The 24,793-nt window shown below is 71.6% G+C and carries 16 protein-coding genes and 1 pseudogene; 7 read left to right on the forward strand and 10 right to left on the reverse strand.

Going from position 1 to position 24,793, the window contains the following annotated elements; all coding sequences use genetic code 11:
• Positions 1-157 precede the first annotated feature (157 nt).
• A complete protein-coding gene (locus tag ACIRG9_RS29355; protein ID WP_402862972.1) occupies positions 158-643 on the reverse strand; it encodes a hypothetical protein in 486 nt (161 codons plus the stop codon).
• Positions 644-859: 216 nt separating this feature from the next.
• On the opposite strand from ACIRG9_RS29355, the gene ACIRG9_RS29360 reads away from it, so the two are divergent.
• The gene (locus ACIRG9_RS29360; protein ID WP_402862975.1) at positions 860-1,369 is read left to right on the forward strand and encodes an O-acetyl-ADP-ribose deacetylase; all 510 of its coding nucleotides are present in this window, start codon (positions 860-862) and stop codon (positions 1,367-1,369) included.
• A 6-nt stretch (positions 1,370-1,375) separates the two neighbouring features.
• On the opposite strand, the pseudogene ACIRG9_RS29365 reads toward ACIRG9_RS29360, so the two are convergent.
• From ACIRG9_RS29365 to ACIRG9_RS29390, 6 genes and pseudogenes are all read right to left on the reverse strand, one after another.
• A pseudogene (locus ACIRG9_RS29365) lies at positions 1,376-1,525 on the reverse strand (SDR family NAD(P)-dependent oxidoreductase); the annotation flags it as partial.
• Positions 1,526-1,571: 46 nt separating this feature from the next.
• A complete protein-coding gene (locus tag ACIRG9_RS29370) occupies positions 1,572-2,915 on the reverse strand; it encodes an MGH1-like glycoside hydrolase domain-containing protein (protein ID WP_402862978.1) in 1,344 nt (447 codons plus the stop codon).
• Positions 2,915-4,000, reverse strand: a complete 1,086-nt coding sequence (locus tag ACIRG9_RS29375) for an ABC transporter ATP-binding protein (protein WP_402862981.1) — start codon at positions 3,998-4,000, stop codon at positions 2,915-2,917. Before ACIRG9_RS29375 ends, ACIRG9_RS29370 begins: the two co-directional genes overlap by 1 nt.
• 37 nt (positions 4,001-4,037) lie before the next feature.
• Positions 4,038-4,865, reverse strand: a complete 828-nt coding sequence (locus ACIRG9_RS29380) for a carbohydrate ABC transporter permease (protein WP_402862984.1) — start codon at positions 4,863-4,865, stop codon at positions 4,038-4,040.
• Positions 4,862-5,779, reverse strand: coding sequence for a carbohydrate ABC transporter permease (locus tag ACIRG9_RS29385; protein ID WP_402862987.1), 918 nt, complete (start codon positions 5,777-5,779; stop codon positions 4,862-4,864). Before ACIRG9_RS29385 ends, ACIRG9_RS29380 begins: the two co-directional genes overlap by 4 nt.
• The gene (locus ACIRG9_RS29390; RefSeq protein ID WP_402862990.1) at positions 5,776-7,116 is read right to left on the reverse strand and encodes an ABC transporter substrate-binding protein; all 1,341 of its coding nucleotides are present in this window, start codon (positions 7,114-7,116) and stop codon (positions 5,776-5,778) included. Before ACIRG9_RS29390 ends, ACIRG9_RS29385 begins: the two co-directional genes overlap by 4 nt.
• A gap of 130 nt (positions 7,117-7,246) precedes the next feature.
• Between ACIRG9_RS29390 and ACIRG9_RS29395 the strand changes: the two genes are divergently transcribed.
• Complete coding sequence (locus ACIRG9_RS29395; RefSeq protein WP_402862993.1) at positions 7,247-8,476, forward strand: ROK family protein; 1,230 nt, start codon at positions 7,247-7,249, stop codon at positions 8,474-8,476.
• Here ACIRG9_RS29395 and ACIRG9_RS29400 read toward each other — a convergent pair.
• Both ACIRG9_RS29400 and ACIRG9_RS29405 read right to left on the reverse strand, forming a co-directional pair.
• Positions 8,460-9,158, reverse strand: coding sequence for a response regulator (locus ACIRG9_RS29400; RefSeq protein WP_402862996.1), 699 nt, complete (start codon positions 9,156-9,158; stop codon positions 8,460-8,462). The two genes, ACIRG9_RS29395 and ACIRG9_RS29400, sit on opposite strands and share 17 nt — an antisense overlap.
• Entirely contained in the window at positions 9,155-10,399 is a 1,245-nt protein-coding gene (locus ACIRG9_RS29405) for a sensor histidine kinase (protein ID WP_402862999.1), read from the reverse strand. Before ACIRG9_RS29405 ends, ACIRG9_RS29400 begins: the two co-directional genes overlap by 4 nt.
• A 274-nt stretch (positions 10,400-10,673) precedes the next feature.
• Between ACIRG9_RS29405 and ACIRG9_RS29410 the strand changes: the two genes are divergently transcribed.
• The 4 genes from ACIRG9_RS29410 to ACIRG9_RS29425 all read left to right on the forward strand — a co-directional run bounded on the left by ACIRG9_RS29410 (position 10,674) and on the right by ACIRG9_RS29425 (position 16,555).
• Positions 10,674-12,824, forward strand: a complete 2,151-nt coding sequence (locus ACIRG9_RS29410; RefSeq protein WP_402863002.1) for an MMPL family transporter — start codon at positions 10,674-10,676, stop codon at positions 12,822-12,824.
• Positions 12,825-12,966: 142 nt separating this feature from the next.
• Entirely contained in the window at positions 12,967-13,449 is a 483-nt protein-coding gene (locus ACIRG9_RS29415; RefSeq protein WP_402863005.1) for a DUF6220 domain-containing protein, read from the forward strand.
• Positions 13,446-15,533: a multicopper oxidase family protein gene (locus ACIRG9_RS29420; protein WP_402863008.1), complete on the forward strand. Its 2,088-nt coding sequence runs from the start codon at positions 13,446-13,448 to the stop codon at positions 15,531-15,533. The genes ACIRG9_RS29415 and ACIRG9_RS29420 overlap by 4 nt, the downstream gene beginning before the upstream one ends.
• A 119-nt stretch (positions 15,534-15,652) precedes the next feature.
• Positions 15,653-16,555 (forward strand): DUF5996 family protein, encoded by a 903-nt coding sequence (locus tag ACIRG9_RS29425; protein WP_402863011.1) that lies wholly within the window; start codon positions 15,653-15,655, stop codon positions 16,553-16,555.
• A 120-nt stretch (positions 16,556-16,675) separates the two neighbouring features.
• Here ACIRG9_RS29425 and ACIRG9_RS29430 read toward each other — a convergent pair whose 3' ends face one another.
• Positions 16,676-24,382 (reverse strand): hypothetical protein, encoded by a 7,707-nt coding sequence (locus ACIRG9_RS29430; RefSeq protein ID WP_402863014.1) that lies wholly within the window; start codon positions 24,380-24,382, stop codon positions 16,676-16,678.
• 10 nt (positions 24,383-24,392) lie between these two features.
• On the opposite strand from ACIRG9_RS29430, the gene ACIRG9_RS29435 reads away from it, so the two are divergent.
• Positions 24,393-24,793 (forward strand): hypothetical protein (locus ACIRG9_RS29435; protein ID WP_402863017.1); only part of this gene is annotated, 401 nt, incomplete at its 3' end.

The raw sequence follows: 24,793 nt of genomic DNA on the forward strand, positions 1-24,793 counted from the left end.
GGCCGGCCACCTGGCGTGCCGGTGATGGTTTCTTGGAAAGCTCTGAAGCTGATGCCGTAAGCGATTCAACTGGCCTGCCGGCTGGACGTCGGGGAGTGGCCCGAAGCGCCCCCACTGGAGGTGGGGGCGCTTCGGGTTGGCGCGGGCCGGGAACGGGTCAGGCGACCGGTGGTGCCAGGTAGGTCACCGGCTTGCCGCAGTAGCTGGGTGGGAGGGTGACGATCGGGCTGCGGCAGACCTGGATCACGACCCGGTCGATGCCCCTGGCGGAGGTGTTGTTGCCGCCCAGGGTGAACGCGACCTTCGTGACGCTGTTGTCGGCCACCTGGGTCTGCCGGTCGACCTCGGCGGTGCCCGAGTAGGCGATGTACGTGGCGCTGCTGTAGTACCTGTCGTCGGGGCAGGTGACGGGGCCGCTGGGCACTGGCTTGTCGGTGAGCGTGCCGCTGACTGCGACCCCGGACAGCGGCAACGGCGAGGTGCCGTAGCGCCAGTCGAGGGCGCCCTCGGTGACGCCGTACCGGCAGGCGTCGCCGGAGTCGGCGTAGAACGGCTGGCTGATCGCTGCGGCGTGGGCGACACCGGGACTGGCTGCCACTGCCAGCAGGGCGGCCAGAGGCGCCGCGAGGCGAGCTGTTCGCATCGTCGCGTCCTTTCACGTGGCGGGGTGGTGTGGGTGTGCCTGCATACTAAGCGACAACCATCGATATAGGCGCGATCCCCGCTGGGACGACCGGGGCGGCGGCCACCTGGCCTGTCGGTGCGGCGGCGTTGGTTCCGTGAACGCTTTGGACCTGATGCCGTAAAGCGGCGTGTGCAGGAACCGATGTGCCTGCGCTGAGTGTGCCAGGATCCTGCTGTGACAGTGATCGAGATCGTCTTGGGCGACATCACGCGGGAGCACGTGGACGTCATTGTTACCGCTGCCAACGAATCTCTGCTTGGCGGTGGTGGCGTGGATGGCGCCATCCACCGCGCTGCGGGACCTCGCCTGGCGCAAGCCGGGGGCACCGTCGGCCCCTGCGAACCGGGCGACGCGCTGGCAACCCCGGCGTTCGACCTCGACCCTCCGGTTCAGCACGTCATCCACACCGTCGGACCGATCTGGGAAGGCGGCGACCACGGCGAGGCCGAGGTGTTGGCCTCCTGCTATCGGCGGAGCTTGCAACTCGCGGACGAACTTGGCGCCCGGACCATCGCCTTCCCGATGATCGCCACCGGCGTTTACGGATACCCGCCGGACCAGGCGGCCGGGATTGCAGTGGCGACGATCAAGAGCACACCGACGGGCCTTCAACAGGTACGACTCGTGGCGTTCGACGAGGAAAGCCACCGCCATCTGCGAGCGGCCATGGCAGCCGTTAGTTGACCCTTCTCACGAACGAGGGGCGTGGACCTGCTCGAAGCGGAATTCGCGGATGAAGCAGGCCGGCGGCTGACCGACCGCGAACAGCACACAGTCCACGACGGACTGCGCGGTGAGGTCAGCGTCCGCCTCGCGTGGGCCGTCCTGCAGGAAGTCGGGGCCGGGAGGGTCACCTCCCGGCCCCGCGCGGTTCGTTCCGAACCCGCTACGCGGTGGGGCGGAGCGTCCAGTCGAGGGCCACGGCGGCGGTCCACGACTGGGAGGCGCTGCCCAGCGGTTCCCCGGTGAGCGGCTCGTAGTACTCCCCGAACGCCAGGTCGGCCAGCTGCCGCAGGGAGTCCTCGCGGATCCGCGCGGCGAACGCGGGGGCGACACCCTGCCGTTCCAGCGTCCAGCAGAACAACCAGTTCATCACCGGCCACTGCGGCCCCCGCCAGTAGCTGCGCGGCCGGAACGCCGGCGACGCCGGCGAGGTCGACGGCGGTACGGCGTACCGGAGCGCGGGGTGGTCGCACCACTGCGGACCGGAGAGCAACGCCACCTGCCGCTGCACGATCGACGGGTCGGCCCCGCACAGCAGCGGCGCGAACCCGGCGATGGTCTCGGTCTCGACCCACCCGCCGGCGCGGATGTCCTCGTCGCGGGCCAGGCCGGTGTCGTCCGAGACGGTGGAGAGCACACCGGCCCGGAACCGGGCGGCGAGCGCCCGCAGTTCGGCGGCCTCGTCGGTGCGGCCGAACTCGTCGCCGACCTCGGCGAGTTCGTCGGAGGCCAGGGCCAGGATCGCGGACATGAACACGTCGGTGAGCCGGAAGTCCACCGTCTCGCGTACCGCGTCGTCGTCGTATCGTGCCTCGCGCATCTGGTGTACCAGCCACAGGTAGCGCTGGTACTCGTCATTGGTCGGCCGCTGGCTGGCGTCGGCGACGTGCTGCAGGTCCCGCCGCGACCGGACCTCCTGCTCGACTTTCGGCACCACGTTGGCGTACGCCGAGTCCCAGCGGGGCGAGTTGTCCATGCCCGACTCCCAGCTGTGATAGATCTCCAGGAGTCCCCGGCGGGACGGGTCGCGCGCCTCGGCGAGCCACCGGTGCCAGGCCAGCCAGCGGTCGAACGTGCCTTCGGCGAACCGTTCGGCCAGCTCGCGGTCGGCTCCGCCGTTGCGGCGTCCGGCCGCGAGGACGTGGCGTACCGCGATGGCGTGCACCGGGGGTTGGCAGATGCCGGAGGTGTGGACGTCGCGCGGCGCGGCCTCGGCGCGGGCGGAATCCCACACGCCGGCGCCCGGGAAGTAGTCCGCGTCGGGCCCGAAGACGATGTGCGGCAGCATTCCGTTGCCCCACTGGGCGCGCAGCAGCGTCTGCAGCTCGGCGATCGCTCGGGGCACGGAGACCGTGGCCAGACCGATCGACACGAAGGCCGCGTCCCAGCTCCACAGGTGCGGGTAGAGCCGCGGTGCGGCCGTGGTCAGTTCACCGATGTCGTTCCCGCGCAGGATGTAGGCCGCGCGGGCGGCGAGCAGTTCTCGGGTGACACTCATCGTCGTCATCAATTCACCAGCGTCAATGCGGTCTCGGGGTCGAAGCAGCGCAGGCTCTCCGGCCCGCAGCGCAGCCAAACGTCCTGCTCGGGTGGCACGTCGAAGTTCGGCGGCGCCTGCACCTTCAGCTCGTGCTCGCCGAGCCGTACGGTCAGCAGCATGCTCGCGCCGGTCGGCTCGACCACCTCGACCCGGGCCCGGATCCGGTCATCGGCCGGGGCCTTCGCCACGTCGATGTTCTCGGCGCGTACGCCGACCAGGACCTGCCGACGGTCGAAGGCGCCGAGGTGGTCGGGCGCGGTGAGCAGTTGGTCGCCCACGACCAGTCGGGTGCCGCCTTCCGAGCGCCGCACGTCGGCGGTGAAGAAGTTCATCGGCGGCGTGCCGAGGAAACCGCCGACGAAGCGCTCCTCGGGGCGGTCGTACACCTGCAGCGGCGAGCCGAGCTGGGCGATGCGCCCGGACCGCATCACCGCGATGCGGTCACCGAGGGACATGGCCTCGGCCTGGTCGTGGGTGACGTAGAGGGTGGTGGTGCCGATCTGGCGCACGATCTTCTTGAGCTCCGCGCGGAACTGCAGGCGGAGCAGCGCGTCCAGGTTGGACAGCGGCTCGTCCATGAGCAGGACACCGGCGTCGACGACGATCGCGCGGGCGACGGCCACCCGTTGGCGTTGGCCGCCGGAGAGTTGGGCGGGGTAGCGGTCGAGCAGGTCGGTCAGCTCGAGGATCTCGGCGGCCCAGCGTACGCGTTTCTCGATCTGCTCCGCGGGGGTCTTGCGCATGCGCAGCCCGAAGCCGATGTTCTGCCGCACCTTCAGGTGCGGGAAGATTGCGTACGACTGGAAGACCATCGAGACTTTCCGGTCGCGGGCCGACAGCCAGGTGATGTCCCGACCGTCGACCGTGATGCTGCCGCTGTCCGGTGTCTCCAGTCCGGCGACCATCCGCAGCAGCGTGGTCTTGCCGCAGCCGCTCGGCCCGACGAGCACGAGGAACTCCCCGTCCGCGATCGTCAGCGAGACGTTGTCGGTTGCCGGGCTCTTGCCACCGGGATAGGTCTTCATCAGGTCGCGGATCACGATCTCGGACATGTCGACCCCTCGCTGGCGCGGCTTGTGCTGGCGGCGGTCATCTCAGCGTCGTCCCCCACATGTTGATCAGATATTTGCGCATCACCGCGATGAACACGATCGCCGGCAGCACCAGGGCGAACCCGCCGGCGAAGCGGTACGCCAGTGGCGAGTCGGCGAGCGTCGAGAGCACCTGGGCCGGCAGCGTCCGCTGGTTGAGCGTGAGCACGGCCGCGCCGAGCACCTCGTTCCACGACATCACGAAGGTGAACATCGCCGAGGCCGCGATCCCGGGCAGCGCCTGGGGCAGGACGACGTGGACGAACGCCCGCAGCGGTGTCGCCCCGAAGATGAGGGCCGCCTCCTCGTGGTCGTTCGGCACGGCGTGGAACACGGCGGAGGTGATGAGCACCGTGGTGGGCAGCGCGAGTGCGGTGTGCAGCAGCGCGACCGCGTAGGTGCTGTCGTACAGGCCGGTGGCCAGGAAGACCTTGGCCAGCGGCACGGACAGTACGACGATCGGCAGGGCCCTCGTCAGGAGCAGGAACAGCTGGTAGGGCTGGCGGCCCCGGAACGCGTACCGGGCCAGTGCGTAACCGGCGGGCACGCCGAGCAGCAGCGCCGCCGCGAGGGTGAACAGCCCGACCTGGAGCGAGTTGAGGAAGCCGGGAATCACCCCGGTGGTGGACAGGAATCGGGACAGCGTCTCGGTGGACAGGTCGGTGGGGAGCAGCGGCAGCGGGAACCGGTTGAGCGACTCCCGGCTGGAGAGCGCGGCGAGGGTGATCAGGTAGATCGGCACGCCCATGAAGAGCGTCACCGCGATGCATGCGACCTGGACCAGTATGTCCCGGCGGCGCCGGGCGTGCCTGGGGTCGGAGTTCATCGGGTCACCTCCGTCCGGTCGCGCAGCAGCCGCAGGTACGCGATCGCGGTGACCATGGAGACCGCCAGCACCACCAGGGCGATGGCAGCGGCGACGTTGGGGTTCTGCAGGGAGTAGTACCAGTGGTAGGTCTCGCCGACGAGCAACGGGAAGTCGCGTCCGGCCAGCGCCTGCGCCACCGCGAAGGTCTGCAGGGCCAGGATGGTCCGCAGGATCATCGCCACCTGCAGGCTGGGCCGCAGCTGGGGCAGGATGACCCACCGCAGCCGTTGCCAGTAGGTCGCCCCGAAGACCGAGGCGGCCTCGTCGTAGTCCCGGGGGATGCCCTGGAGGCCGGCCACGATGATGACGAGCACCAGCGAGGTGGCCCGCCACAGCTCGGCGACGAGGACGGCGACGAACACCGAGGTGGGGTTCTCGTACGACAGCCAGGCGTAGCTGTCCACACCGACCATGTCCAGCACCGAGTTGAGGTACCCGTGATCGGTGAAGATCGACAGCCAGACCAGGCCGGCGGCCAGGTCGCTGATCGCCAGCGGCAGCACCCAGACGTAGAAGTAGACTCCTGAGAATTTCGGTCTGGCACGCAGCAGTAGGGCCATGGCCAGGGCGAACGCGAACTGGAGCGGGATCAGCACGACGATCAGCAGCACGGTGTTGCGCACGGCCGGCCACAGGTACGGGTCGTCGAGCATGCGCTGGACGTACGCCAGGGTGGCACCCTGTTCGCCGCTGAACGCCTGCGTCACACCGACGACCATGGGCCAGGCGAACAGCGCGGTCAGGAAGACCATCGACGGTGCGATCAGGAGCACGGGCGCCGGCAGCTTCGCCCGGCGTCCGGGTACGGGCGGGTCGTCGCCCGGGTGGCCGCCGCGTCCGGTGGAGGCGGCGGCGCCCGGGCCCGTGGTCACTGCACTCGACACTGCTGCCCGTCCGGGTCGGGCTTCCAGCAGGGGACCTTCAGCTCGTCGAGGATGGTGTTGAGCTGCTTGGCCTGGCTGTCGAGGACCTGCTGGACCGGCTTCGAGTCGAGGCAGATCTCCTTGAAGGAGTTCTTGAAGACCTGGGAGACCTCGCCGTCCTTGGCGCCCAGCCCGACGGGCGGCAGCGACGGCAGCGCGTCGCCGGCCTCCTGCTGCGCACGGACCGCGGCGGCCTCGAGACTGACGGCGGGCGGCAGGTCGCTCGGCAGGGTGGCCTGGGCGACGGGGAAGAAGGCGTTCTCCCGCAGCACCTGCACCTGCGTCTCCGGCGTGGTGAGCGCCTTGATGACCTCCTTCGCCCGATCCACGTCGGGCGCGCCACGGGGGATGGCGAGGCCGGCCACGACGAGCATGTAGCCCATGCCCTTCGGGCCGCGCGGGGCGGGGACCATGAGCCAGTCGTCCGGCTTGTCCTTCGGGGCGTCCACCAGCCGGGCCACGTGGTCCCAGGCGATGAGCACCTCACCGCGCTGCAGCGGTTCCTGCATGAAGTCGTAGTTGGTGGAGGCCGGAGCCGCGTTCGCCCACAGCTCCTTCATGTACTGCCAGGCCTGCGCCGCCTCGGGGCTGCGGAAGGTGGTGATCTGCCCGCCGGTGAAGCTGGGCAGCAGGTATCCCTGGAAGAACCGGTGGTACAGGCCCTTGGGACCGGCCGGCAGGCCGAAGATCGGCTTGCCGCCGTTGCCCGCGCGCCCGGCCTTCACCCAGGCCAGCAGCTGATCGTAGGTGAGCTTCTGCGGGTCCACCCCGCTGGGCAGCCACTGGAGTGCCTTCTTGTTGACCGCGACGACGTACGACGCCTGCATCCAGGGGATGTACTTGACGCTTCCGCCGCCGAGCTTGCCGAGTGCCGCCACGTCGGCGGAGAACCCACGGTCGCCGAGCGACCCGGCCAGGTCGTCCAGGTCGAGCAGCCGCGCGGCGTGCGGCGCGAGCTGGCCGTGCAGGCCGCCGACCAGGTTGACCTGGACCTTGCCCGCGTCGACCTGCGACGTGATCGTCGAGGCGAAGACGCCCTCGTCCACCGGGTTGTAGGCGACCTTCGCGGCGGTGACCCGGCTGCCGAGAATCGTCTCGAAGCGCTGCCGTTCCTCGACCGGGGTGAACTGGGTGGAGAGGAAGGTGATGCTGCCGCTGCCACCGCTGGAGCCGGTGGTGGAAACCCCACCGCAGGCCGACAACGCCGCGGCACCCGCCGCGCCGAGTCCGAGCCCGAGTACCGTGCGTCGGCTGATCAGTGCATTGGGTAGGGTACTCTTCGTCATCGTTGACTCCCTGGGCACGTCTAAATCCGAGGTAACAGGATCTTTCGGCTAGCCTTTTGACAAGAGCTTTTGCAAAACGAGCTCACACAAGTTCGCAGGTCGACACACGACTGTCAAGAGGTGTTAACAGATGCAGCTCCGAAACAGCCCGGACCCGTCGCGCCCGGCCGTCGGTGCGACCCCCGGACACGTCCTCGAACTGGTCCGGTCCCGTCCGGCATGGACCCGCCAGCAGCTGCTCACCGCCACCGGGATGTCCCGCCCCACGCTGCAGGACCGGCTGGCACCCCTGTTCGCCAGCGGTCTCATCTACTCCGCGGGCTTCGAGGCCTCCGAGGGAGGCCGCCCCGCCGAGCTGATCCGCTTCGACGACCGGCACCTCGTGATCCTGACCTTCGACGTCGGACACACGCACGCCCGCGTCGGCGTCAGCACCGTGCACGGTCAGGTGCTGCGCTTCCGCGACATCCGACTCGGCGTGACCCGAACCCCGCCGCCCACGGTGATCGGCACCCTGATCGACGTCGCCGCCGACCTCACCGTCGACACCCCGGACGAGCGGGTCGCCGGCATCGGCATCGGACTGCCCGGCCCGATCTCGCCGCTGACCGGGTTGCCCGGCCCGACCACGATCCTGCCCGGCTGGGAGCACCTGCCGATCTTCGACCTGCTGCGCGAACGGTGGAACGTGCCGATGGTCGCCGAGAACGACGCCCGCGCCCTCGTGCTCGGCGAGGCGACCCGGCATCCGAAGTCGACGGTGTTGGGCCTCAAGTGGTCACACGGTATCGGGGCCGGGCTGGTCATCGACGATCGCAGCCTCGGCGGAGACGACGGAGCGGCCGGCGACATCGGGCACGTGAAGCTCAGCCGCGGCGGGCCGGAATGCCGCTGCGGTCGGCGGGGATGCCTCGCGGCGTACGCCTCGGGCCATGCGCTCCTCGCCCGGCTGGCCCCGGCCGGGGTCCGCGACCTGGACCACCTCGCCGAGCTGGCTCACGCGGGCGACCGGGCGGTCCGAACCACCCTGGACAGCGCCGCCCGCCAGGTGGGCACCGTGCTGGCCGCGCTCATCGCGCTGGCCAACCCGCGGACCCTCGTCCTCGGCGGAACGATCGGCGCGCTGCCGCGGGTCGTCGACGCGGTGGCGGCCCGCGTACGTGAGGTCACCCTCTCCCGAAGCGTGGACTCGCTACAGGTGCTGCCCAGTCAGCTCGGCCCCGGCGCCGGAACCGCCGGACTCGTTCACCTGGTCGTCGAGCGGGTGCTCTCGGCCGAGGCCGTCGACCGGTCACTCGCCGCCGAACCCGGCTCGCCGCACGCGGCGATCATCCGGAAGGCGGTCACGGCCGAGGGCTGACCAACCCGGTCTGGTAGGCGACGACGACCAGCTGCGCGCGGTCGCGCGCCCCCAGCTTCGCCATCGCGTGGCTGACATGGGTACGCGCGGTGGCCGGACTCAGGAACAGCGTCGCGCCGATCTCGTCGTTGCTCAACCCCTGCCCCACCAGGGCCAGCACCTCACGCTCGCGTTGCGTCAGCACGGCCAGCCGCTCCTCCCCGGCCCGGGTGGCGATCCGGTCCGCGGTGAACTGGGCGATGAGGCGCCGGGTGATCCTCGGCGCGAGCAACGCCTCTCCGGCGGCGACCACCCGGATGGCGTGCAACAACTCGGCCGGCCCGGCATCCTTGAGCAGGAAGCCGCTCGCGCCGGCCTGCAGCGCCTCGAACACGTACGCGTCGGTGTCGTACGTGGTCAGGATCAGCACGCGGACCTGCTCAAGGCCGCGCGTCCTGGCGATCTGGCCGGTGGCCTTGATTCCGTCCATCTCCGGCATGCGGATGTCCATGAGTACGACGTCGGGCCGGGTGGCCCGCGCCCGGTCCACGGCCTCGACCCCGTTGGCGGCCTCCGCGACCACCGTGATGTCGTCCTCGACGTCGAGCAGCCCCTTGAATCCGGACCGCACCAGAACCTGGTCGTCGGCGAGCAGCACCTTGATCGGGGCGCCGCCGGACGGCGGCGTGGTCGCCGTGCTCACGGGCGCACCGCCGCGGCCGGAACCAGCGGCAGCCGCGCCCTGACCTCGAACCCGCCGCACGGCCGCGGGCCGGCGGTCAGCTCACCGCCCAGGAGCCCGCAGCGCTCGCGCATTCCGATGATCCCCCGGCCCGATTCGCCCGAGCCGCCGATGGCGGCCCGCTGTCCGGGCAGCGCTTCCGAAGCCGAGGCGCCATCGTCCGAGGCGTCCCGGCCACCGTCATCGGCCACCCGGACCTCCAGGGCATCGCTTCCGTAGTCGAGCGCGACCGTCACCCGGGTGGGGCCGACGTGGCGGATCACGTTGGTGATCGACTCTTGCAGGATCCGGTAGGCGGTGGTGTCCACCGCGCTCGGCAAGGGGGTCGACGACGAACCCACCTCGAGCTTGACGTCCAGCCCCGCCTCGCGCGCCATCGCCGTGAGATCGTTGATCTGGCCCAGTCCGGGGTGCGGCACTCGCCCGTTGTCCGGGGAGCGGAGCACCCCGAGGATCGCCCGCATCTCGTGCAGCGCCTGGGCGCTCGTCTGCTCGATGATCACCAGCGCCTCGCGTGCCCGCTCCGGCCGCTTGTCGAGCAGGTACGCGGTGACGCCGGCCTGCACGTTGATGATCGCGATGGCGTGCGCGACGGTGTCGTGGACCTCGCGCGCGATCCGGAGCCGCTCGGCGTCGACCCGCGAGCGCGCCTCCTCCTCCCGGGTCCGTTCGGCCTGCCGAGCCCGCTCCTGGGCTTCGGCCGCGATGACCCGCCGAGACCGGACCGACTCACCCAGGGCGGCAGCCATGATCGACGCCGCGATCCGGAAGAACACCCATCCGATGGCGGCGGCCGGCTCGATGTCGGCCGCGGCGATGAGCCATCCGGTGGTCAGCACGGCGATGCCGGCGTACGCGATCACCAGCGACCTGCGCCCGTCGCCGTAGGCGGTCAGCGTGTACAGGGCGACGAAAAGTGCGATCCATCCCGGTCCGTCGGTGAAGCCGATGGCGTAGTACGCCAGGCTGACGAGAGCGGTCGTGACGAACACCGGCACCGGCCAGCGGCGGCGTACGGCCAGCACCAGGCCACTGACGAACAGCAGGACGTATCCCAGGTGCCCGAGTTCGGCCAGCGAGCGCGAGCCCACCTCCGGAGGCTTCGCGGCGGAGCCCTGGGCCTGCATCACGGCGACGAAGAGCCCGAGCAGGACGTCCTGTGCCAGGGCGGGCAGGCGGAACGGCACTGCTCGGCGTTTCATACGGCGATGATAATGGCCGCGCCTGGGACGCCGGCTACGACGACGGGCGCGACCAGGTGCGGGCCACCTACGCAAATCTGCGTAGGAGCTGCCAACCGTGGACCGAGGACACGCACCGGTGAGCGACGCGACGATCACTTCCGTGACTCAACCAACTGCAGTCCCGACGACTGATGCGGCGTCCGCGCGCGACGCGCGTCGACGATCACCCGACACACCGCGGCCGGGACCGCTGGGCAGGCTCGGGGGCCTGGCCTTCCGCCGGCGGGGAAGAGTGCTGATCGCCTGGGCCGTGGGCATCGTCATCGCCTTCGGCCTGTCGGCGGCCTTCGGGGGCGAGACCAGTAACGGCTCCTCCGCGCCGGGCTCTGACTCGGAGCAGGCGCAGAGCCTGCTGGGCGAACGGTTCCCGGCCCAGTCCGGCGACACGGTGCGGGTGGTGGTGCGTGCGGACGACGTCAACAGCGCCGAGGTGCGCCAGGACGTCGGCGCGCTACTCGGCGAGCTGGGACGGGTGCCACACGTAGCCTCGGTCGAGGATCCGTACTCCGCCAAGGGCACCGTCGCGCCGGACGGCCGGACGCTCGCCGCACGCGTTTATCTGGATGTCACCAACCCCAACGACATGCCGGTCGAAGACACCCAACGGCTGCTGGCCGCCGGCGGGGCGGCCGAGCACGGCGGGCTGGAGATCGCGCTCGGCGGACGGGCCGTGCAACTCGCCGAGGCGAACCAGTCGGGATCCGAGATGATCGGCCTGCTCGCGGCCGCGGTCATCCTGCTGATCATGTTCGGGTCGGTGGTGGCGGCCGGGCTGCCACTGGCCATGGCGATCGGTGCGCTGGCGCTGAGCGCCAGCCTGGTCGGCGTCGCGGCAGCCGTGGCGGATGTGCCCGATTTCGCCCAGATCATCGGCATGACGCTGGGTATCGCCCTGGGTATCGACTATGCGCTGCTGCTGGTGACTCGGTTCCGTGAATGGCGGGCGGCGGGACTCGACCCCGAAGCGGCGACCGTGGCGACGCTCGACACCGCCGGCCGGTCGGTCCTCGTCGCCGGTGGCACGGTCATGGTGAGCATGTCCGGGTTGTTCGTGGTGGGTCTGTCCATCATGAACGGCACCGCCGTCGTCACCATGGTGGCGACCCTGGCCGTGGTGCTCGCCGCCCTCACCCTGTTTCCCGCGCTGCTGGGCTACTTCGGGCCGCGGATCGACCGGCTCCGGGTGCCGCTGGGACGGCGTCGTGCCGCCCAGGTGTCGGCCGACGGCCACCTGGTCCCGGCGGCCGGCTGGGCGCGCTGGAGCGGGCTGGTGCAGCGGTACAAGGTGCTTGCCGCGCTGGCGAGCGTCGCACTGCTGCTGGTGCTGGCCGCGCCGTTCCTCGGCGTGCACTTCGGTCTTCCCGACGCGGGCAACGACCCCGAGGGCACGTCGAACCGGCAGGCGTACCAGAGGCTGGCCGAGGGATTCGGCCCCGGAGAGAACGGGCCGTTGCTGGTTGTGGCGGAGGTCTCGCCGGCCGACGGCGACGTCGCCCTCCAGCGGTTGCAGGCCGAGTTGGGTCGCACGTCGGGCATCGCGGCCGTGTCGCCCGCACGGCTCAATCCCGCCGGCGACACGGCGCTGATCACCGTGGTGCCCACCACCGGACCGCAGGAGGCTGCCACCGAGGATCTCGTCCAGGCGCTGCGTGACGACGTGATTCCCGCCTCGATCAACGGCACCGGCACCGAGGTGCACGTCGGCGGCGCGACCGCGGCGAATATCGACATCAACGAGTTGATCGCCGGCCGGCTCGCGCTGCTCATCGGTGGCGTCGTCGTCGTGTCGATGCTCCTCCTGCTGGTGGCGTTCCGCAGCGTCGTCATCGCGGTCACGGCCGCCGTGATGAACCTGCTGTCGGTGGCGGCCGCGTACGGGGTGGTGGCGTACTTCCTCGAGGGCGGCTGGGCCGGCCGGCTGGTCGGCATCGACACAGCCACCCCGATGGCCGCGTTCGTTCCGGTCATCATGTTCGCCCTGCTGTTCGGCCTCTCCATGGACTACGAGGTCTTCCTGATCAGCCGGGTGCGCGAGTCGTGGGTGCGTACCCGGGACAACGGCCGGGCCATCGTCACCGGACTGGCCAGCACCGGACGGGTGATCACCGCCGCCGCGGCCATCATGATCGTTGTCTTCGCGGCGATCATCCCGAGTGACCAGGTGTTCATCAAGGTCTTCGGGGTGGGCATGGTCGCGGCCATCCTGGTGGACGCGACGGTCATCCGGCTGCTGCTCGTGCCGGCGGTCATGCACCTGCTCGGCCGCAGCAACTGGTGGCTTCCGCGCGTCCTGGAACGGCGCCTGCCGCAGCTGCACGTGGAGGGAACCCCCGACATGTTCCTGCGCCCCGTCACAGCGGCGGACCCGGCCCCGTCCCGATAAGGCAGGGCGGCGGCTGCCGGGCACCCACTGGGCAGCCGCCGCCCGAACGGGGGCGAGCATAGCCCGCAACGGGTCCTCGACCAGCGCGGGCGGCGACGCAAGAATCACCTGTGGTGACCCAACCAACCTGGAGGAGCCTACGATGCGAAAACTGTTCGTCGGCCTCGCGGCCCTGCTCATGCTGGTCGTCGTGGCACAGTTCTACTTCGCCGCCAGCGGCGCGTTCAGCAGCGCGCCCAACGACGAGGCCTTCCGGCCGCATCGCGCGCTCGGATACGTGATCTTCCTGTTGCCGGTCGTGATGGCGATCGCCGGCGCGGTGGCCCGGATGCCCGGCCGGCTCATCGGGATGGTCGGCCTGATCGCCGGGCTGGCCGTCGTCCAGGTGGTGATCGCGGTGCTCGCCAAGGCGTTCAACGACACCGGCGACACCACCACCACGGCCGGCCAGATGGTCTTCGGTCTGCACGCGGTCAACGGTCTGGCCATCATGGCGGTGTCGGGGAACGTCCTCCGACGGGCACGAGTGCTGTCGAGGTCCACGGTGACCGACCGGCCCGGCGGGGTGGGCGACAACGCCGAGGTGCCCGGACCGACGGCTGGAACGGCCCAGCCGGCGTCATGAGCACTGGTGCGTTGATCGTCGCGGACCACGTGGTCGCGCTGCTGGGCGTGGCCGCGTGGTTCGCGACCGGCGCCACCGCGGCCGCCCGGCGCCCCCGGCTCGCGCTCGGTCTCCTCGGCGCGGCCGTGCTCGTCACCCTTGCCCGGGTGGCCACGGTGGCGATGCTGGCCGGTCACGGCTGGTGGTTCGTGCAGGAGAAGGTGCTGTTGGGCCTGCCGATGCTGGGAGTCGTCGGGTCGGCCGCCGTCGTGGTCGGCGGCCCGCGGCTACTCGCGGCGAGGCGCGCGCCGGAAGCCGGGGCGCCGGGCGGTGGGATACCGGTGAGCAGCGTGGTCCTGCTGCTCACCGCCGGGTACGCGGCCCTGGCCGGGCTCGTGGTGACCTTCCTGGCCGGCTACCCGCTGACCTGGAGCACCGCGCTGATCGCCTGTTCCGTCGTCTGCGCCGGCGCACTGCTGACCGCACGGGTGCTGGCGGCACCGGCCGACAGCACCAGCGGCACCGCCGCGAGCCCGACTGACAGCACCAGCGGCACCGCCGCGAGCGCGACTGACAGCACCGGCGCACCCACCCCGGCCGGGCACGGAACGCCTGGGTTGTCGCGTCGCCGGTTCATCAGCTTCGCGGGGGGTGGAGCAGTTGTGGTGGGCACCGGCACCACCGGCATCGGCCTGCTGTTCATGCCGGATGAAGCCACCGCCACCGGAGGCGGCCCCGGGCGCTCGTCCAGCTCCGGACCGGTCGTGTCGCTGGCCGACCTGCGGGGGGCCGACACACCGGCGCCGGGCGGCACCAGGCGCCAGCACGTACTCACCGCGCGGACCGCCACCGTCCGGCTCCCGTCCGGACGTGAGATCCACGCCTGGACCTACAACGGGCAGCTACCGGGTCCGCCGATCACCGCCACCGTGGGCGATCTGATCGAGGTGACGCTGCGCAACACCGACATCGACGACGGTGTGAGCCTGCACTGGCACGGCTACGACGTGCCGTGCGGTGAGGACGGCGCGCCGGGCGTGACCCAGGATGTGGTGGCGCCCGGCGGGGAGTTCGTCTACCGGTTCCGCGCCGACCAGGCGGGCACCTACTGGTACCACACCCACCAGGCGTCTCACCGGGGCGTACGCCGGGGGTTGTACGGGACCCTCGTCGTGGCGCCACGCGAACCGCATTCCGCGGAACAACTGGATCTGACGCTTCCCGTGCACACCTTCGACGGCACCGTCGTGATCGCCGATCGGGACGGGCGCACCGACCACACCGCTCCGGCCGGTACCCGGGTGCGGCTGCGGCTGATCAACACCGACTCGGATCCACACCGGTTCGCGCTCGCCGGGACACCCTTCCGGGTGGCCGCCGTCGACGGCCGGGACATCAACGAACCTGGCGAGGTCAGCGACGTCGGGCTGCGCCTGCCCGCGGGCGGACGGTACGACCTGGTCTTCGCCATGCCGGACACGGCGGTGGCGCTCGTCCTCGACAACGATCAGGCCGGCGGCCTCCGGCTGCGTCCGGCCGGGCACACCGGCGAGGACGCGTCGGTTCAGGACGCCTCCGGTTGGCCCGAGCTCGACCTGCTGCACTACGGAACGCCGGCCGCCGTGCCGTTCGACGCCGGCAGCCGGGCCGACCGGCACTTCACCATGGTGCTGGATCGTGGCGTGGCCCTGGTCAACAGCCGCCCGGCGTACGCGCAGACGGTCAACGGCCGGGGTCACCCGTCGATCCCGGATCAGCTCGTTGCCGAGGGTGACCTCGTCCGGTTCACCGTGGTCAACCGGAGCCTGGAAACCCACCCCTGGCACCTGCACGGCCATGCCGTGCTGGTCCTGTCCAGGAACGGCACGCCGTCGTCCGGAAGCCCGTTGTGGCTGGACACGTTCGACGTCCGGCCGGGGGAGGTGTGGGAGGTCGGGTTCAAGGCCACGAATCCCGGGATCTGGATGAACCACTGCCACAACCTGCCCCACGCGGAGCAGGGCATGATGCTGCAGCTCCGCTACGACGGTGTCAGCACGCCGTTCCACGGCTCGCACACCGCCGACGCGGCCGGTATGGCCAGGAGTCGAGGCCGTCACCACTGACCCGCCGCCGGCTGCTCGCCTCGTGAAGGCGCGAGGTTGGCGCCCGCACGGCCAGCGGATCGGGAAGGATGCCGACAGAGGCCCGAATGATGCGCGGCACCACTGTCGGAGGAGTCCGGATGACCGAGTTGTTCCCGCCGATCCCGCTTGCCGCCTGGGCGGACTCCAAGGAGACCGTCCACCGGTTCGCGCAGATCGTCGGCAAGATCCGCCTGGACCAGGCGCCGCCGCGCAATCACTGGTGGCACGTGCCGTTCCACCTGACCGGCCGCGGCATCACCTCCCGGCCCATGGGCCGGGAGGTGATGTTCGCCATCGACTTCGACTTCGTCGACCACCGGCTGGTCATCAACACCCTGGCCGGGCGGACGGTCTCCTTCCCGCTGCCCGGCCTCTCCGTCGCGGCGTTCCACGAGCGACTGTTCAGCGCGCTCTCGCACCTCGGCATCAGCGTCCAGATCACGGCCCGGCCCTACGACCTGACCGACGACCTACCGTTCGCCGAGGACACCACGCACGCCGCGTACGACCCGTACTGGGTCAACCGGTACTGGCAGGTGCTCAGCCAGGTCGGGCTGGTGCTGGAGGACTACGCCGCCCGGTGCAGCGCCAAGACCAGCCCGGTGCACCACTTCTGGCACACCTTCGACATCGCGGTCACCCGCTTCTCCGACCGGCGGGTGCCGCAGCCGGACACCGTCGACCCGGTGACCCGGGAGGCGTACTCGCACGAGGTGATCAGCTCCGGCTTCTGGTTCGGCGACGAGAACGTCTCCGAGCCGGCCTTCTACTCGTACACCGCGCCCGAGCCCGACGGTCTCACCGAGGAACCGCTGCGACCCGCGCAGGCCCGCTGGATCGAGAGCCGGGGCGCGCACCTCGCGCTGCTGACGTACGACGACGCCCGCGCCGCCGCCGACCCGCGCGCGACCGTCCTCGAGTTCCTGGAGAGCGCCTACCAGGCCGGCGCCCACCGTGCCGGCTGGGACGAGGGCGAACTGCGCACCCGGTACGCACCCTGATCGCCGCGCCGGCCTGACCGGTGCCGTCCGCCGACTGGAGTTCCGAGCCAGGATCTGGTGGTGCATCAGTTCACCCTCCACGAGGCCGATGTGTGCGACCTCGCCGGCCAGGCGCGGGCGTCACCGGACGCGGTTGGCGTGTTCCAGTACCCGCCGCAGCGCCGCCGCGTCGAGTAGCTGGATCCCGAGGGCGATACCGGCCGCGCCGGGTGGCACGAGTTCCCAGCCGTGGGTGGAGTGCAGCCCGTCGGCCGTCAGGGTGAGTTCGAACGCGCCCTGTGCCCGGGCCGGCCGAAGCGTCCAGACACCGGTGTCGCCGAGAGTCGGGTCCAGCACGAGCACCACGGTGTCCGCGGCGACGCCGAGGGCGGCCACCAGCGCGGCCAGCGCGTGGCGCTGGTCCTGGGTGGTGGCGGGCAGGTGGGTGGTGTTGTTCAAGGTCGCCCAGATACCCGGCGGTGCCAGCACGACGAAGGTGCCGGTGTGGCCGGCGGCGGCCGCGTCGTATCCGTCCCACACCGCGCCGGTCCGGGCCGGACCGATCCACAGCGTGTGCCCCGCCCCGGTCACCCCGGCCACGACCGGTGGCTGCCATGAAGTTCGTGCCCAGAGCTGTCCGACCTGGGCCCGGGCGAATTCGGCGTTCGCCGGGAAGAGCGCGAGCAGGCGGTCGAGGTCGGCGGCCCCTGGGTCGCGGTGCCGGGCGGAGTAGTGCTGCCCCACCAGTTGGGCCGGGGCCGGGGCGCGGTCGCGGTCGGTGATGGCCTCGACGAGCGCACGGGTCAGTTGGATGCGGGCCTGCAGCACGCCCAGATCCAGCTCCGCGTCCCAGAACGAGAAGCCGACGAACGGCTCTCTGGTCTCGGTCGCGTTGGCGTTGACCCGCGCGGACGCGTACCTGCCATCCCGCGCCGCCGGGCCGACGGCGGCGCCGAAGTGGTATCGGCCGCCGATCGCCGGCGCCGCGAGCCGGATCAACGCATCCTGATGGCTAGTCAGCAGGTCGTTGAGTCGAGCCATGATCGCGTGGTAGTCGTCGTCGCTTTGTAGGACGAAGTCGTGAGCGGCCACCCGAATTTGCAGGCCGCCCATCTCGGGTACCCCACCGGCACGCTGAACGCTGGCGAGCACCAGCGCGAGCTGCCGCTCGTCCAGGCCGTCCAGCAGCGGTGAGACGACAATGGCCTGCCGTTGGTCGCGTGGGCTCACCGTGAGCCGCCAGCCGCCTGCGCCGGCGAGCCGCGGATCGGGTATGTCCCGCAGGGAGCGTTGGGTGCTCAGCCGGAGCCGACGCAGGTCGTGGAGGATGATCGCGGTCCGGTCGGCGGCGGGAACAGCGAACGAGAGGGCCAACCCGAAGCCGCGGTCGATGTCCCCCGGCTGCGGCTCCATCGACACGTCCAGCAGCGCGCGTCCGGCCACCCACGCGACCATCTCGCCCGCGGTCGGCTCGACGCCGGTCAGGTCCCGGGCCAGTCGCCTGTCACGGGTGCCGTAGCCGAGGTCTGGCATGCGCGGGTCCAACACCCGCCAGCCACCGTCGGCGACGAGGTCGAATCGGTACGGCCGGACCCGGCTGCCGGCCACCGGGACGAATACGGTGCGGTTCAGCCGGCCGAGCGCCCCGCGTAGGACGTCCAGGGTCGCCTCGGTGAAGACCGCCGCGCCGGCCGGTACCAGACGCACCGGCCGGCCGGTGGGGTGCAGCGCGGCCAGCGGTCGCAGGTCCGGCCGGCCGCCGGGGAGATCGAGGAACTCGGTACGCAGGTCGGTGCGGAGCGCGGCAACCGTTCGTGGATCCGAGCCTGCGGCGACCCCGGGCGGCGCCCCGTGGCCGCCCGGCGCGGTGGACGGCAGCCGGACCGGACGGACCAGTTCGGCCAGCCACCAGATGCCTTCCGGGTCGCTCCCGTCGGCGGGCTCGGCTAGGCCGAGGTGCCCGGCCACGTCATCCGGCAGGTCGACCCGGCGCGTCCGGGTGCCGTGCGGCCCGTCGCCGTCCAGCAGCACCCGGTCGGTGACGCGGCGGATCAGCGAGCGCAGCCGGGGCTCCTCCAGGAGGTACGCGAGCACCGCCCGCCACCCGGCGTGCGGGTCGGGCATTCCGTTGACCAGCGGTGCGACCAGCGTCAGGTGCAGGTCGCCGTCTTGGTTGTGCAGGTCCCGGACGAGCGCGGTCACGACCGCGCGGAGCACGAACGGCAGGTGCCCGCTGTCCCAGTCCTGTGTCGAAGCGAGCGGGTCGTCGCCCGGCATCCAACTGTTCGCTTGTCCGAACTCGAAACCGGTGACTGCCGGTAGATCCTCTGCTTGCAGGTGCCCGCCCCACCGCCGGATGAAGGTCAGATTCGCCGGACCGGTCCGGTACATGACCGAGTGCCGCCGATGGCGCAACGTGGTGGCGAACGGGGCGTTGCCGGCGCGGCCCGGGGGCCGCTCCGGGATGAGGTCGCGCTGGGACTGTGTGTAGTTGTCCCCGAGACGCCGTAGCAGGGCCGCTACCAGCGGGTGCCCCCGTACGGCGACGGAAGCCGAGTTGTTGACCTGCGCCCCCTCCAGGTGGGCGGCGAAGCCGCGGTCACTCAGGGCCACACGAATGTCGTATTCCACCGCTGCCTCCCCGCGGAAGGGGTTGTCGCCGTCGGTGTACACACCGCCGAAGTCGAACATGATGGCTTGCCGCACGATGTCGCTGGCCGCAGCGAATCCCTTTCCGGTCAGCCGGTTGAGTTCCAGCAGGAACGGGCCGCGAAGGGGGAACTCAACGCCGGCGTGGTAGACCTCGTGCACGTTGATCAGCAGGACGCGATTGCGCCTGGCCCAGTCGTGCATCTGGCGTAACCCCGCCGCCGGGTCGGGCTGCCCCGGCGGCGGCACCCCGGCCGTGGCCAGCGCGATGTCACTGCGCTGCACGTCGGTCCAGAGCACCACCTGGTAGCGGTGCTCCGACTCCCGACCGACCCGCGCGAGCAGGTCCCGGATCTGTGCGGTGGTCCGGTTCTCTGCGGTCAGGGGGCTGCCGAACCAGATGCTGTGCACGAGCAGCGGCATCTCGGTCTGCTCGGGGAGCCGCCGCAGGTCGGCGGCGACCAGCTCTGGCCGGAGCGCCCAGGCGCGCTGGTTGTCATCGCGGCGGCGGTACAACCAGCTTCGCTCGTCACGGGGTATCTGCTGCCTGGTCAACTGCCCGTCCTGGGGCGTCACGTCGGCCGCGAGGTCGAGCAGGCGCAACATCGGCACCAGTTGGGCGGTGGCCAGCGAGCGGTGGTTCAGGCTCGGGAACGGGGACGGCCGGGGTCGACGGAGCCCGAAGACGTCCGGGCCGAGCAGTCCGTCGCCGTGCAGGACCGCGCCCGGCTGGGTGGACGACCGCAGCGTGGCCAGCATCGTGTCGGCAACGGGGTCCGCCCTGAAATGCCGGTCCACTCCAGTGCGGTCGGCCCGCAAGGCCGGCAGGTAGTGATTGCGGGTCTGCACGATCTGGAGCACGTTCGGGTCCGTGGGCACCTCGGCCTGCGTCCACGGCCGGTGGACGAGCACGTCGACGTGGAGCAGCCGCGGCGCCACGGTGAACAGCGAGTCGAACAGTGGGTGTGCCCACTGCCCGGGCGTGAGCAGCTCGGCCCGGAACCGGTCGTAGTCAGCCTGATCCGCCGTCATGCCGCGCAGTTGGGCGTCAACCTCCGGGTTGCGGTCGATCGCCTCCGACAGCCTCCCGCGCAGCTGGGCCGGGTTGAGCGCGGCGAGACGCGCCACCGCCGGTGTGGGCTGGTCGACGTCGCGCGCGGCGGTCAGGATCGAGGTGAACCAGCAGTCTCCGTCCGGTTCCGTCCACCGGGCGTACCGCCGGGTTCGGATCAGTGCGTCGACCTGCCTGGCGTTCAGCACATTCGGGTCGTCCGGGACGTAGCGGAGTGCGGGCAACGGGAGACCCGCGGCGTCGATCGGCCGCAGGCCCGGTGTCGGGGGCCGCAGTGTCTCTGGCCCCTCCGGCGCTGCCCGGCCAGCGGTCACCTGCCCGGTGGACGTCGCCGAGTCGTCGCTGGCGTCCCGTACCAACAACCCACCCGGGGCGGTCCGGTAGTCTCCCGGCGCCGGCACGCTCGCCGCTCCGTCCACCCGGATCCACTCACCGGGGGCACCATCGGCACGTATCACGGCGAGATCGCCCTGGTACGGCACCACCGAGCTTCCCGGCTCGGGCAGGAACACGGGCCGTGTGGAGTCGGCCAGCTCGCTACGCAACCACCGTGCCAGCGTCGGCGACTCCTCACCGACGGGCACCAGCCGTAGCGGGGACCGGCCGCCGGCGATCCCGGCCAGCGGCCGCTGGTCCACGATGCCGCCCTGCACCCGCAGGAACACCGTCTCAAGGTCGTCGCGTGGCAGCACGCCCGACAGTCCCATCGGCGGCTCGGTAGGTGTCCGCGGCCACTGCTCTCCGAGCCAGGCCGTCACTTTGGACAGGCTGTCGGTCAGGTGCCGTGCCAGGCCGGCCGGGATCGCCGGAAGCGCCGCCAGCCGCGCGACGCTGTCGGAGATCCCCCACAGCGTGTCCCGCAGCTGCCGCGCGGTGAGCCCCCCGTTGTCCAGCAGGACGAACCGTCCGCCCAGCTCCGCCAACCGGGTCAGCTGGTCGAAGGTGAGGGGCAGCGGATTCTGCGCGTCCCGGGGGTGCTTGAGGAGCAGGAGGGCGCCGATCTGGAAGATCCCGGCCAGCCGGCGGATCAGGTCGTGATCGGCCAGGGAACTGGCCAAGGTTTGATCCACAAATGGTTGCGCGGGGATCGACTGCGCGTGAAGTCCGTCGACGTGGCGGATCAGTTCCCGCAGGTGCCCGCCGCGCTGCTGCGTCGATGCCCGGACGTGTGCCCGGAAGCCGGTGATCTCCAGCGAGATGACCGGCACACCGGCACTCGTCGGCAACCCGTCCGCCGCGACCGGCCCTGGCGGATTCAGTTCCTCGGCCAGCAGGTCACCCACCGTACGGCCCGGCTCACCGGTCGCCGGCGTCTGCAGCGCCGCGACCACCCACTGCGGGGCGTCGGAGGCGGGCTGTCCCCACGGGGCGTTCCTGTCCCCGGTGGCGCCGCGATGCACGTCGAGGAACGCTTGCCGGATCTCGTTCGGGTAGGTGCGCAGGAAGTGCTGCGGGGCCCTGCCCAGGCGGGCATGCAGGGTCGCCAGGGACTCCCGGGCCACCACCGGTGGGCGCGACGCCGGCCCGTCGCCGGACGGGTACGCCGCCGACGCGTGCAGGAAGAGCAGGGCGCCGAAGCCGCGCAGGTTGGCGACCGTGTCAAGAACGAGGTACCACGGCAGCAGGCCCGGCAGTCGGGCGTCCGCGCCGGCCCACCGCAGATACTGGTTCGCCAGCAGGTCACCGAAATACAACCCGCGGTGCAGCAGCCTGTGGCCGGGCGACAGGTGATCCAACCGCTCGTTGAGCGTCAACCACCGCAACAGGTCATGGATCCCTCGCACCGGCACGGTCATCGAGTACCGGATCCGTGGCGGCAGTGCCGCCGACACACCGACGCGCGCATGTTGGGCCGTCGGGTCGTGCTGGAAGCCCTCGGTTGCGGGAAACGCCTCAGCCAGGTTGACCTGCGGCTCTCGGCCGTCGGCCGGGTTTGCGACCGTGGCCGACGCGGTGCCCGTCAACCGCGACCAGACCGGTTCCAGCACCTCCGACCACCAGTACGACGAGAGAACGTCGGCCTCGACCGAGCCGATCTCGATCGTCGATGGCACGACGTCGACGACGAGCCGGTCGACCCACCTGCCGCCGGCGGCGGCCGTCGGCGCGAGCTGCGGGGAGCCGTAGGAGCCTCCGTCCGCTCCCAGGTAGACCGGCCGCTGAGCAACCTCCAGCCGAAACCCGTCGCCGGTCAACAGCACCCGCTCGGACCACTGCTGGGTGTCCTGAGGCACCTGTGCCGGCGCGCCCGGCGGAGGCACCTGCACCGATGGGACCGGCGCGGGCGCGGCCTGATCCGGCGGCGCGGTGGTGGCGGCCGGGGCTGAGGTGCGCTCGGCTCCGGTGCGTGCCGGGAGAGCGCCGGCCCGACGCGAGCCGGTCGGGTCCAGGAGCGCCTCGACCGTGCGGGACGCGGGGGCGGTCGGGGGATCGGGGGCGGGACGGCCGGTGGGATCGTGGAACGCGACCCGGGTGCCGGGCAGGGACAGCAGCCGGCCCCAGGCGTCGTCGGCCCGGGCGCGGGCCGCGAACAGGCCCGGCGCCTGGGTGTCCACCCACCGGGGTGTGGCCGGCGTGGTGCGGCCGTCGGAGACGATCCAGAACACGTGGGCCGCCCGGTTCGGGGGACGCACCGCCACCAGCGCGGCCGAGCCGGGCCGGGCCGTCACCCAGTCGACGACGGCACGGGCGTCCGTGGTCGGGGTGAGCACACCTGCCAGCATCGCCGCCAGCCCGTCCGGGTCGCGGGCGCCGATGACATCGTCGCTGCGTACACCGCTGCCGAGGTGCCCGTAGCGGGCCAGGAACGCGCCCAGTGCCCGCGGCACGCAGTCGGTCGGCGACGCCTCGCGCTCGGTGCCCGGGTGCGCCTCGACCTCGGCCACCCACGACGCCAGCCGTGCTATGTCGGGCGGTGCGGCGTCCGGCTTCGCGATCAGCCGCAACGCCGCCGTCGCCGCGTCGAGCGCCGCCGCGCCGGGCGGTCGCACCGCCGGCCGCCCGCTCTCGACCAATTCCACGGTCGCGACACCCGGGCGCGTCCACCGCTCGCTGCGCCCGACCCGTCGCGGACCGTCGGCGTAGCGTCGTCGAGGACGCGGCACCGGATCCTGCCTCAGCCGCACCTCGCCGGTCTGCTCCGCTCCGGCCTCGCTGTAGTGGGCGAGCAGCCGGGACAGGTCGGCGTCGAGGCGCCGGGCGTCGCGCTTGGTGCGGTACCGCCGCCGCGCACGTTCCCGGTTACCTGTCGGGGCAGCGGTGCGGGACACGAGCGGCGTCGCCTGCGGGGTGACCTGCACGGTGAGCGGAGCGAGGCCGCCCTCGGCGCGTCGATGGGCCTCGTCCACGGCGTACGCGGCGAACCGGGCCAGATTCTCGTGCTCGGCGGCGCCGCGCCCCACGCCGGCCTGCGGTGGGACCTGGTCGGCGACCAGGAGCAGCGGATGGGCCGGCTCGAACGTGCGCACCAGGTCGGGCCGGAACACCCAGGTCGGCGAGCCGTTGCGACCTGCGTACTCGCGTAGCACCTCGGTGACCGGCTCGCCCGGCGCTGGCCGCGCGCCGCCGGCCACCGCATCCGAGATGCGGTGCAGCACGTCGCGGGCGAACACCGAACCGGCCGGCGCAGCGACCGGCCCCGAGCCCGGCGTGACCGTCACGGCGGCCCGGACCCGGCCCCGAAGGTCGTCGGCCGAGGGTTCCCCGGCCGGGCCGCCGATTGCCTGGTGCGCGGGACTCAGGTAGGGCACCGTGCGCGGTCCGCTGTCCATCGACACCGGCTCGGCCGGCAGTGCTGCTGGGGCGGGAGGCAGGTCGATGTCCACGACCAGGCCGCCGTGTGTGTGCAGGGCCTCCCATCGGGCCGCCTGCGCGACCAGGTCCGACGGGACCTCCGTACGCGCCAACCGCGCCGCCACGCCGTCCTGTCCGCCGCCCGCGTGGAGCGAGCTCAGCGGATCCACCTGAACTCCGGACTCTGCCAGCACCGCAGCGGCCGGACCGTCGGCCCAGACCTGCAGGCGCCATCCATGCTCGGTGACGTGGTCCGCCCAGGCGTGGACGTTGGCGAGCACCTCCGGGCCGGGTGTGGTGGTGGCGGTCCAGATCATGTGTACGAGCTGTGGCACCGGGGCGGCCGTGCTCGGGTTCGGCCCGGTGCCGCCGATGACCAGGGGTGTCCAGGTACTTCCGCCGGCGTTCAGGAAGCTGACGATCCGTTCGGCCGTCGGTGTGGGGAAGACCGTTACCGCCGGTCGCGTTGCCGGTGCGGCGTGGTCGTCCGTCGACGGCACGTTCGCGGCGGTGCGACCGCCGTCGGTGGTGGCGCCGGCCAGGGTGTACGCGCTGCCGTCGGTGGTGGTGTGCGTGCCGTCGGCGCTGGCGGCCGCGAGGTGTCCACTCTCGGCGGCCGGGTGGGCGGCGGCGGTGCGCGCGCTGTCGACATTGTCGGCGGCGGTGCGCGTGCTGTCGGTGGTGGTGGCGGTGTGGGTGCTGTCGGTGGTGCTGGCCGGGCTGTGCGTGCTGGCGGTGTCGGTGTC

This window comes from Micromonospora sp. NPDC093277, from assembly GCF_044765245.1.
Lineage (GTDB): Bacteria > Actinomycetota > Actinomycetes > Mycobacteriales > Micromonosporaceae > Micromonospora.

Bases quoted from the DNA above. Each gene is read 5' to 3' on its own strand.
- ACIRG9_RS29405 (WP_402862999.1), bottom strand. From the start codon at position 10,399: ATGAAACGCCGAGCAGTGCCGTTCCGCCTGCCCGCCCTGGCACAGGAC.
- ACIRG9_RS29395 (WP_402862993.1), top strand. From the start codon at position 7,247: ATGCAGCTCCGAAACAGCCCGGACCCGTCGCGCCCGGCCGTCGGTGCG.
- ACIRG9_RS29355 (WP_402862972.1), bottom strand. From the start codon at position 643: ATGCGAACAGCTCGCCTCGCGGCGCCTCTGGCCGCCCTGCTGGCAGTG.
- ACIRG9_RS29425 (WP_402863011.1), top strand. From the start codon at position 15,653: ATGACCGAGTTGTTCCCGCCGATCCCGCTTGCCGCCTGGGCGGACTCC.
- ACIRG9_RS29415 (WP_402863005.1), top strand. From the start codon at position 12,967: ATGCGAAAACTGTTCGTCGGCCTCGCGGCCCTGCTCATGCTGGTCGTC.
- ACIRG9_RS29380 (WP_402862984.1), bottom strand. From the start codon at position 4,865: ATGAACTCCGACCCCAGGCACGCCCGGCGCCGCCGGGACATACTGGTC.
- ACIRG9_RS29390 (WP_402862990.1), bottom strand. From the start codon at position 7,116: ATGACGAAGAGTACCCTACCCAATGCACTGATCAGCCGACGCACGGTA.
- ACIRG9_RS29370 (WP_402862978.1), bottom strand. From the start codon at position 2,915: ATGACGACGATGAGTGTCACCCGAGAACTGCTCGCCGCCCGCGCGGCC.
- ACIRG9_RS29420 (WP_402863008.1), top strand. From the start codon at position 13,446: ATGAGCACTGGTGCGTTGATCGTCGCGGACCACGTGGTCGCGCTGCTG.
- ACIRG9_RS29375 (WP_402862981.1), bottom strand. From the start codon at position 4,000: ATGTCCGAGATCGTGATCCGCGACCTGATGAAGACCTATCCCGGTGGC.